We start from the raw sequence: 7,351 nt of genomic DNA on the forward strand, positions 1-7,351 counted from the left end.
CCGCAGTCGCAGATTCCCCCATGGGCGAAGCGCAGGAACCGCGTGCGTGCGCTGTTGGGATGTTTGTGATAAAGCATCAGCATGATGGCACGATGGGGCTTAGAGGTGGGCTGTTGCGTCGATCGCGTCGGCGCTCGATCAGGGCTGCGGAAGCAACCGCAGCTCAGCCTGGATCTCGGCTCCGTTCGCCGGCCGCCTCGGGGTCCGGTCCTCGGGCCGCGCCGTATCCAGAATCTGGGATGAATCACCAGGGGTACAGATCGCGCATAGGCCCCAGGCCTCGACAGCCTCCACGAACCAGCGCGGATCATGCGGATGCCCGCGCACGATATCGTGCTCGGCAAAGCAGTGCCCGCTGGCATGACAGACCAGCGTCCTCAGGCGATGGCCCTGGGCGTTAAGCCATTCACCGACAAGACTCTCGCTACCATCAGCAGGGTCGTGCTGGAGGCGATACAGGGCTGCCGTGGGTGAACTGATCATCACCGGCTCGCGCGGGAATAGGGTCGCCGCCTCGCGCCTCATCGCTTGGCACAGCGCGTCCAATACCGGGCGTGCGCTAAGAATGCGTTGTTCGAGACTGTTCATTGCACGAGCACAAACGCAAAGCACAGACCAACCCCGCGAAACGATGCCATGCAAGCAGCGACGCGACGCGATCAGCGTTGACCATAGCGGGACGAGGGTGAGAGTGTGACAGGCACAATGACACCGGTGGGAGGTTTGCGACAAGCCGATACTCGCGTTGCACTCGGTCACTACGCGATTCGCTCCCGCGCCGAGGCCCTGCACATCGCGGTGGGACGCCAGCAGGCGAACCGGCGCATCACGCGCCTGGCCGAGCGGTTGGGTGGAGCGGGGGATGCGGTGAGGGGTTGATGAGACGCTCAACGGCCCGCGGTGTGCAACCATCAGCAGTCAGCCGCACCTGCAATCAGCGCATCATCCACCCGCAGCAGCCCACCCTGAATCACGCGCGCGCAGAGTCCGCCATGGCCGCGCATGGCGTTAAAGCCGCCTGGCCCCAGCACCTCTTCCATACGTGAGCAGGGATGCGCAATGCTGGCGCCCTCCAGCACCACCTCGCCGATCTGAAAGCGCTGATCCTTGAGCGCGGCGAGGTTGATTCCGGACACGAGCAGGTTGCGACGCAGGGTCTTCGGTGCCATCTCCTCGATACCGGCTAGCGCGGCGATGACTGGCAGATGCTCGGCCTGTAGCAAGGTGATGCCGCGATTGCCCGAGCGTCCGCTGTAATGATCGCCCTCAAGACCGGCGCCCGCGATAGCCCGCGCCACGTCGACGCTGATCAACGCCGCGCGCTTGGCGGGCCGCAGGCCGATCCATTCCAGGCGACCAGCACGCGGGAAGGTTTGCATCAACGCGGCCAATGGGCTGTTCTTGGAGATGATCATGGTGTCGATGATACAGAGGCTGCAGAGTTTCCGGCTGAGTCTGGGCCTCGCCATCGGCCTCGGCGCGGCAAGCCCCGTGACCCCGGCCGAATCAGCCAATCAGGGCGTCAATCGGCCACTCGAGGCGCTCGAAGCGCTGCGCTGGCAGCATCGGATCATTATCGTGGACGCACAAAGCCCGGAGGCGAGCCAGCAGCTGAAGGCGGCGCAACCAGCAATCGCCGAGCGTGACATCCTGTGGTTCGTCCGTCATCAGGGGCGGTTGCAAACCAACGTCTCGCGACCCCTCGACGAGACGTTGACCGAAGAACTGCAACAGCGCTATTTCGACCGATCTGATGCTAGCGTGTTTCTGATCGGCAAAGACGGCGGCCTCAAGGCGACCGCCGACCACCTCGACCTGCCGACGCTGTTCGCGCGTATCGATGCGATGCCGATGCGCCGCCGGGAGATGGAGGCCGCGCAGTGAGCGAAGGGGTCCTGACACTACCGCGAGCGCTCTCGGCCTGGAACAGCCCGGCGTTTCACCAGACCCTGATCGAGGAGATAGAAGGTCTGGGGCCCGATCACCCCGCCCTTCAGCCGTTGCTTCAGAACGGTCTCACTCAGACCAGCGCTGTCGCTAACGCTCCCATCGCGGTCCATCTCTTGAGCCAACGCGAGCAGGACGGCCGCATCCTAGCCCATCTCGGCGTCTTCTATGCCGGCATCATCGCTGGCTGCAGCTGTGCTGATGATCCCACGCCACCGGACAGCCTCACCGAACATTGCGAGCTCCAACTGGAGATCACCATCACAAGTGCCAAGGCGCGCTTGCTCCCGTGGGAGCCATCGCCGTTCAGTGAGCTGACCTGAGCTCGTGCCTTGATCAACCGAACCGGAACGCACTCACCGCTGACCTGTGCGTCGCGCTCAGGCTCGTGCCACCGGCAGCTCATCCCAGCGCGTTGTTTAGCGCAGTGAACGGTAGGCCTCGGGCCGGGCCCAGCGCGGCTTCGGGCTGACTCTGGCCAGATGCAGGGAGCCGCGGTCGAAGCGACCGGTTGATCTGACCGAGGGTCGCCATCAGCGATTCATCAGGACGCCGCGACATGGGCTAGCGAGGCCGCCCATCATGAAACCCTAGCGGATCGGAGCGCAGATCATGGTCGCAGACCAGCGTGATCAGCAACAAGAGCAAGGGACCGGAGGCCGGGGGGAAGTCTTCCGTGCCTTTCTCAAACTCGGGCTCACCTCCTTCGGCGGCCCTATCGCCCACCTCGGCTACTTTCGCCACGAGCTGGTACTGCGCCGGCGCTGGCTGAGCGAGGCGGCCTATGCGGACCTGGTCGCCCTATGCCAGTTCCTGCCGGGACCGGCGAGCAGCCAGGTGGGGTTCGCGCTGGGGTACTTGCGCGCCGGCTTGGCCGGCGCCCTGCTGGCTTGGGCCGCGTTCACCCTGCCGTCAGCTGCGCTGCTGCTGGCGTTTGCGTTCGGCGCCGATTCGCTTTCCGGCCCGACTGGGCAGGACTTGATCCATGGTCTCAAGCTGGCGGCGGTGGCGGTCGTCGCCCAGGCGGTCTGGGGGATGGCGCGTACGCTCGCGCCCGATCGGGAACGGGCAACGATCGCACTCGCCGCCGTGCTGGTTGTTGTGTTCGTTCCGACCGGGTTCGGACAGATGGCCGCGATCGCTGCAGGGGCTGTCTTCGGAGCTCTCTGGTGCCGCCGGGTCGATCAGAATGCCGCCGGGCACCTGCCCCTGTCCATCTCCCGGCGCGCTGGAGCGCTGCTCCTCGCGCTGTTCTTGCTGTTATTGCTTGGGCTACCCGCTATCGCCGCCTGGTGGTCCCTGCCGGGACTCGCGCTGTTCGAAGCCTTCTACCGGGCCGGAGCGCTGGTCTTCGGCGGTGGGCACGTGGTGCTGCCGCTGCTTGAGACGGGTTTGGTCGAGCCCGGCTGGGTGAGCAGCGACGCCTTCCTCGTCGGCTATGGCGCGGCGCAGGCGGTGCCGGGTCCGCTGTTTACCTTTGCGGCTTATCTCGGTGTAATCGTGGAGCCGGGACCTGACGGGATTCTGAACGCGGGCATCGCACTGCTCGGCATCTTTCTGCCAGGCATGCTGTTGCTGATGGGCGTGCTGCCGTTCTGGGACGGGCTGCGCCACTCTGCCGGTGCCCGTGCTGCCATGGCTGGTACCAACGCTGCGGTGGTCGGAATCTTGGGTGTCGCACTCTACCATCCGGTATGGACCAGCGCGGTGGCGTCGCCATCGGATTTCGCCATCGCGTTGACCGCCTTCATCCTGCTCACGGCCTGGAAAGCACCCCCCTGGCTGGTGCTCATGGCCACGGTGCTCGCTGCGGCGGCGCTTGGCCTCGTCGCGCAACCCAACTAGATGTCAACGGCTATCCTGTTTTCTACATTCTGCGGTCGCCGGCGCGAACGCCACCGCGTCCTGCTCCCGGAAGGCCTGTTGGGGACTGTGCCCGGACAAGCCCGCCTTGAGGTCTTGTTGCCACAGGGCGAAGCCGAGAACGGCCTCTGCCGCCTGATCAAGGTTCTGCTCCCAGGTGCGGCCGGATTGCCGGCGCGGCTTGAAGCTGTGATCCCCGTCCTCAATCCAGGCTAGTCGAGTCGACGGGGCGAGCGCGTAGCCGGCGACCTCGTCCGGCGTGCCGAAGGGATCGCGGGTGCCCTGACAGATGAGCGTCGGCGTCTGCAGGACCTGCAGATGCTCCGTGCGCAGCCGATCCGGCTTTCCCGGCGGATGAAACGGGTAGCCCAGGCAGACCAGCCCGGCGGCGGCGCGCTCGTCAGCGATCAGACTCGCCATGCGCCCACCCAAGGACTTGCCGCCGATCAGCAGGCGTTGAGCGTCGACACCTCCGGCGAGCTCCTGGTCGATGACCCGATTCCAGCGCTCCAGCAGTACCGACTCCCGGTTCGGCGGTTTACGCCTGCCAGTCCGCCGCATCTCGGCCATGTACGGGAACTCGAAGCGGATCACCCGCACCCCCGCTCGGCCAAGCGCACGAGCGATGTGCGCCATGAAGGGTGAATCCATGCCCTGACCCGCACCATGGCCCAGGACCAGGGTCCAGTGCGCGCCTGGCGGTCCGTCAGTCAATGCATCGAGCGAATCTGCGGGGTTGTCAGACATTGCGTGGCGGCCTCATGATCAGTAAACCAGAGCATCCGAAGCATAAACCCGCAATAGCAGTTGGCAAGACGATGTCACTGACCGCCCTTAAGGAGCCACCCATGATCGGGTTAATGGAGCCACTCAGAAGTAGCTCTTAGGGGTCTCCAACGGGGGTTATTGTTCGCGATCAGTTGATCCTGGCACGCAGCCCCTCATAGCAGCACCATGCTTCGCGTAGCCATTCTCGCCGACACTCACGCCCACCTCGACGCGCGGGTCGAGGCCTTGGTGGCGACCTGTGACCTGGCGGTTCACGGCGGGGACATCGGCAACGCTGACGTCTTGGAGCGCCTGCGACCCCGTCAGGGACGGGTCATTGCCGTGATCGGAAACAACGATGTTTCACGCAAGTGGCCGCCGGAGCAGGCGCACGTCCTGGATGGCCTGCGGGAGCACGAGGACCTGATGCTACCCGGTGGGACGCTAGCGATCATCCACGGCCATCAGATCCCCGCCCGGAATCGCCATGAGCGTCTGCGCCGCCGCTTCCCGCAGGCCCGTGCCATTGTCTATGGGCACAGCCACCGCCTGATCGCCGATCGCGATGCGGAGCCCTGGGTGCTCAATCCCGGCGCTGCGGGCCGGGCACGGACCTTTGGCGGACCCTCCTGCCTGGTGCTCGACGCCACTGAGCATCGCTGGGCGTTGCGCATCGAGCGTTTCGAGCCTTGAAACGCCATGGACGCTAGTCCCCCCGGGCCGACCTGTTGTTTGCTGTCGCAGACGCTCCCGCGAGGACGACCGGGACGCTGGCGGAAGTCGCGACACTTGGGAGCAAATAACTCCGTGGAGACTGCGCATGCAAATCCCTCTCCCGATCATCCCCTTTACCGCGTCACTCATGGCAACGATGGGCCGCTAGCAGCCGGTCGAGTTCTGGGATGCAGGTAGCGGGAATAGCGGTCGATCGCTCAGTCGACGCTGGCCGGGTTGAGCCCCTCCTCGGCGGCGGGGATCCAGCCGACATCGGCGAAGCGCTGCTGCTCGACCAACGCGAACGCCGCGTCGCCCTGACCGGCATTCACCGCCCGAGCCAGGGCACCGATCCCGCTGTCGGCCGCAAAACGATAACTGACCCGCAGCAAACCGACCGCGTCACAGGCTCCGGGCGACCCTGAGATGCCAGGTAGCATCGCCACGCGCGCCGCACCGACCCCCTTGAGCAACGCGACCTGATGCTGCGAGTAACGAATCTCCTGACCATGTCCTGTCATGTCACCGAGCACGCTGCCCGCCTCGACCGAGGCCAGTTGATCGCGGTCCCCGAGAAGCAGGATGCGGGTCGTCTCCGGCAAGGCATCCAACAGCCGCGCCATCAACGGCAGGTCGATCATCGACGCCTCGTCGACGACCAGACAGTCGAGCAAGAGCCGATTGCCCCGGTGATGTCGGAATGCGTCGCCAAAGCCGGCGCCGAGAAGTCGGTGCAGCATCGCGGCCTCCTCGGAGATCATCAGCGCCAGGACCTCGTGCGCGGCATCCACGCGCCCCTTTCCACTGCGCACGGCGTCCGTCAAGCGAGCCGCCGCCTTGCCTATCCCCGCGAGCGTTTCAGCAGCCGCATCGAACGGCTAATCTTCCACCGCGAGCAATCCGGCTTCACCCACCTGCTGGTGCGTCCTCTGCGCTATACCGGGGTCAGGCGTGCTCAGCGGTTGATGCTACTGATCGCGGAGGCGAAGACGCTGCACATCGCGGCGGAACGGCGGCAGGCGAGACGACAGATAACGCGGTTGACGAAGGCGCTGGATGGACTGGGTTGATGCGGCAACCTGGTTGGGTAATGCTTGATCTGAACTGTTCCATTCGAACCCTGACAGGCGTGCAACCTAGGATGTGGGATCAACGATTCGACCGCGACGATTACCTCTATGGCACCGAGCCGAGTCAGTTCTTGGTGGCACAGAGCGATCTGTTACAGCCGGGCCTTCGGGCGCTCACCGTCGCCGATGGCGAGGGCCGCAATGCCGTCTACATGGCTGAGCGGGGACTCAAGGTGACGGCGATGGACAGCTCTCAGGTCGCCTTGGACAAGGCGCACAAGCTGGCATCAGCACGCTCGGTTCAAGTCGACTTCCAGCACGCCGATCTCCAGCATTGGCCCTGGTCACCCGAAGCCTACGATCTGGTCGCGGCGATCTTCATCCAGTTCGCCGAGCCGGCGTTGCGAGCCGACATCTTCGCTGGCATGCAACAGACGCTCGCACCCGGAGGATGGCTCCTCCTGCATGGCTTTACGCCAGATCAGCTCAACTACGGCACCGGCGGCCCACCTTGTGCCGAGCTGCTTTACACGCCTGAGCTCCTGCGCGATGCCTTCACCGGGTTGGAGATCCTGCGGCTCGAAGCGTATGAGCTCGAGTTGCAGGAAGGCGATGGCCATGCCGGGCACTCGGCGCTGATCGATCTGGTCGCGCGTAAGCCGCTCTGAGTCAGACCATAGGCGCGCCGGGTGGCGTCTGAGCGCCGCCCGGCTTGGCTCATGGTTCAGAGTGCTTTCTTACAGAAGTACCAATCCGAGCACTCATAGCCCTCGGCCATGCGCGCCTCGGCCTGCTCTGCCGTGGCCGGTGGCGGCACGATGACCTTGTCGCCCGGCTGCCAGGCCTCAGGCGTGGCCACGCCGTGCTCGTCGGAGGTCTGCAGCGCCTTGACCAGGCGCACGAACTCATCGATTGAGCGCCCATTGCTCATCGGGTCGTCGACCATGTCCCGCAGCACGCCATTAGGATCGATGACGCAGGTGGCGCGC

Annotated in this window: 12 protein-coding genes; 7 read left to right on the forward strand and 5 right to left on the reverse strand. The window is 65.1% G+C overall.

The genetic code is table 11. The annotated features are described in order from the left end of the window. Positions 1 to 138: 138 nt before the first annotated feature. The gene (locus ACY693_RS11615) at positions 139 to 588 is read right to left on the reverse strand and encodes a hypothetical protein (protein ID WP_462321985.1); all 450 of its coding nucleotides are present in this window, start codon (positions 586 to 588) and stop codon (positions 139 to 141) included. A 105-nt stretch (positions 589 to 693) separates the two neighbouring features. Here ACY693_RS11615 and ACY693_RS11620 point away from each other — a divergent pair, with 105 nt between their 5' ends. Further along, entirely contained in the window at positions 694 to 879 is a 186-nt protein-coding gene (locus ACY693_RS11620) for a hypothetical protein (RefSeq protein ID WP_462321986.1), read from the forward strand. 32 nt (positions 880 to 911) lie between these two features. Here the strand turns inward: ACY693_RS11620 and ACY693_RS11625 are convergent, their stop codons facing one another. After that, positions 912 to 1,415, reverse strand: a complete 504-nt coding sequence (locus ACY693_RS11625; protein WP_462321987.1) for an MOSC domain-containing protein — start codon at positions 1,413 to 1,415, stop codon at positions 912 to 914. A gap of 7 nt (positions 1,416 to 1,422) precedes the next feature. Here ACY693_RS11625 and ACY693_RS11630 point away from each other — a divergent pair, with 7 nt between their 5' ends. The 3 genes from ACY693_RS11630 to chrA all read left to right on the forward strand — a co-directional run bounded on the left by ACY693_RS11630 (position 1,423) and on the right by chrA (position 3,792). Next, positions 1,423 to 1,884 (forward strand): DUF4174 domain-containing protein, encoded by a 462-nt coding sequence (locus ACY693_RS11630; protein WP_462321994.1) that lies wholly within the window; start codon positions 1,423 to 1,425, stop codon positions 1,882 to 1,884. Next, entirely contained in the window at positions 1,881 to 2,270 is a 390-nt protein-coding gene (locus tag ACY693_RS11635; protein ID WP_462321988.1) for a hypothetical protein, read from the forward strand. Before ACY693_RS11630 ends, ACY693_RS11635 begins: the two co-directional genes overlap by 4 nt. 289 nt (positions 2,271 to 2,559) lie before the next feature. After that, positions 2,560 to 3,792 (forward strand): chromate efflux transporter, encoded by a 1,233-nt coding sequence (gene chrA / locus ACY693_RS11640; protein ID WP_462321989.1) that lies wholly within the window; start codon positions 2,560 to 2,562, stop codon positions 3,790 to 3,792. A 3-nt stretch (positions 3,793 to 3,795) separates the two neighbouring features. Here chrA and ACY693_RS11645 read toward each other — a convergent pair whose 3' ends face one another. Beyond that, positions 3,796 to 4,557, reverse strand: coding sequence for an alpha/beta family hydrolase (locus ACY693_RS11645; RefSeq protein WP_462321990.1), 762 nt, complete (start codon positions 4,555 to 4,557; stop codon positions 3,796 to 3,798). A gap of 207 nt (positions 4,558 to 4,764) precedes the next feature. Here ACY693_RS11645 and ACY693_RS11650 point away from each other — a divergent pair, with 207 nt between their 5' ends. Then, the gene (locus ACY693_RS11650; RefSeq protein ID WP_462321991.1) at positions 4,765 to 5,271 is read left to right on the forward strand and encodes a metallophosphoesterase family protein; all 507 of its coding nucleotides are present in this window, start codon (positions 4,765 to 4,767) and stop codon (positions 5,269 to 5,271) included. 239 nt (positions 5,272 to 5,510) lie between these two features. Here ACY693_RS11650 and ACY693_RS11655 read toward each other — a convergent pair whose 3' ends face one another. Then, positions 5,511 to 6,104, reverse strand: coding sequence for an AAA family ATPase (locus ACY693_RS11655; RefSeq protein WP_462321995.1), 594 nt, complete (start codon positions 6,102 to 6,104; stop codon positions 5,511 to 5,513). Here ACY693_RS11655 and ACY693_RS11660 point away from each other — a divergent pair. Together ACY693_RS11660 and ACY693_RS11665 are read left to right on the forward strand one after the other, a co-directional pair. Beyond that, positions 6,024 to 6,362, forward strand: coding sequence for a hypothetical protein (locus tag ACY693_RS11660; protein WP_462321996.1), 339 nt, complete (start codon positions 6,024 to 6,026; stop codon positions 6,360 to 6,362). The two genes, ACY693_RS11655 and ACY693_RS11660, sit on opposite strands and share 81 nt — an antisense overlap. A 71-nt stretch (positions 6,363 to 6,433) precedes the next feature. Continuing rightward, positions 6,434 to 7,030 (forward strand): SAM-dependent methyltransferase, encoded by a 597-nt coding sequence (locus tag ACY693_RS11665; RefSeq protein WP_462321992.1) that lies wholly within the window; start codon positions 6,434 to 6,436, stop codon positions 7,028 to 7,030. A gap of 56 nt (positions 7,031 to 7,086) precedes the next feature. On the opposite strand, the gene ACY693_RS11670 is transcribed toward ACY693_RS11665, so the two are convergent. Continuing rightward, positions 7,087 to 7,351: thioredoxin domain-containing protein (locus ACY693_RS11670; protein ID WP_462321993.1), on the reverse strand; the 265-nt coding region annotated here is incomplete at its 5' end.

The organism is Halochromatium sp. (assembly GCF_054919635.1).

Coding starts and splice junctions, on each gene's coding strand:
- ACY693_RS11615 (WP_462321985.1), bottom strand. CDS start 588: ATGAACAGTCTCGAACAACGCATTCTTAGCGCACGCCCGGTATTGGAC.
- ACY693_RS11625 (WP_462321987.1), bottom strand. CDS start 1,415: ATGATCATCTCCAAGAACAGCCCATTGGCCGCGTTGATGCAAACCTTC.
- ACY693_RS11630 (WP_462321994.1), top strand. CDS start 1,423: ATGATACAGAGGCTGCAGAGTTTCCGGCTGAGTCTGGGCCTCGCCATC.
- chrA (WP_462321989.1), top strand. CDS start 2,560: ATGGTCGCAGACCAGCGTGATCAGCAACAAGAGCAAGGGACCGGAGGC.
- ACY693_RS11645 (WP_462321990.1), bottom strand. CDS start 4,557: ATGTCTGACAACCCCGCAGATTCGCTCGATGCATTGACTGACGGACCG.
- ACY693_RS11650 (WP_462321991.1), top strand. CDS start 4,765: ATGCTTCGCGTAGCCATTCTCGCCGACACTCACGCCCACCTCGACGCG.
- ACY693_RS11665 (WP_462321992.1), top strand. CDS start 6,434: ATGTGGGATCAACGATTCGACCGCGACGATTACCTCTATGGCACCGAG.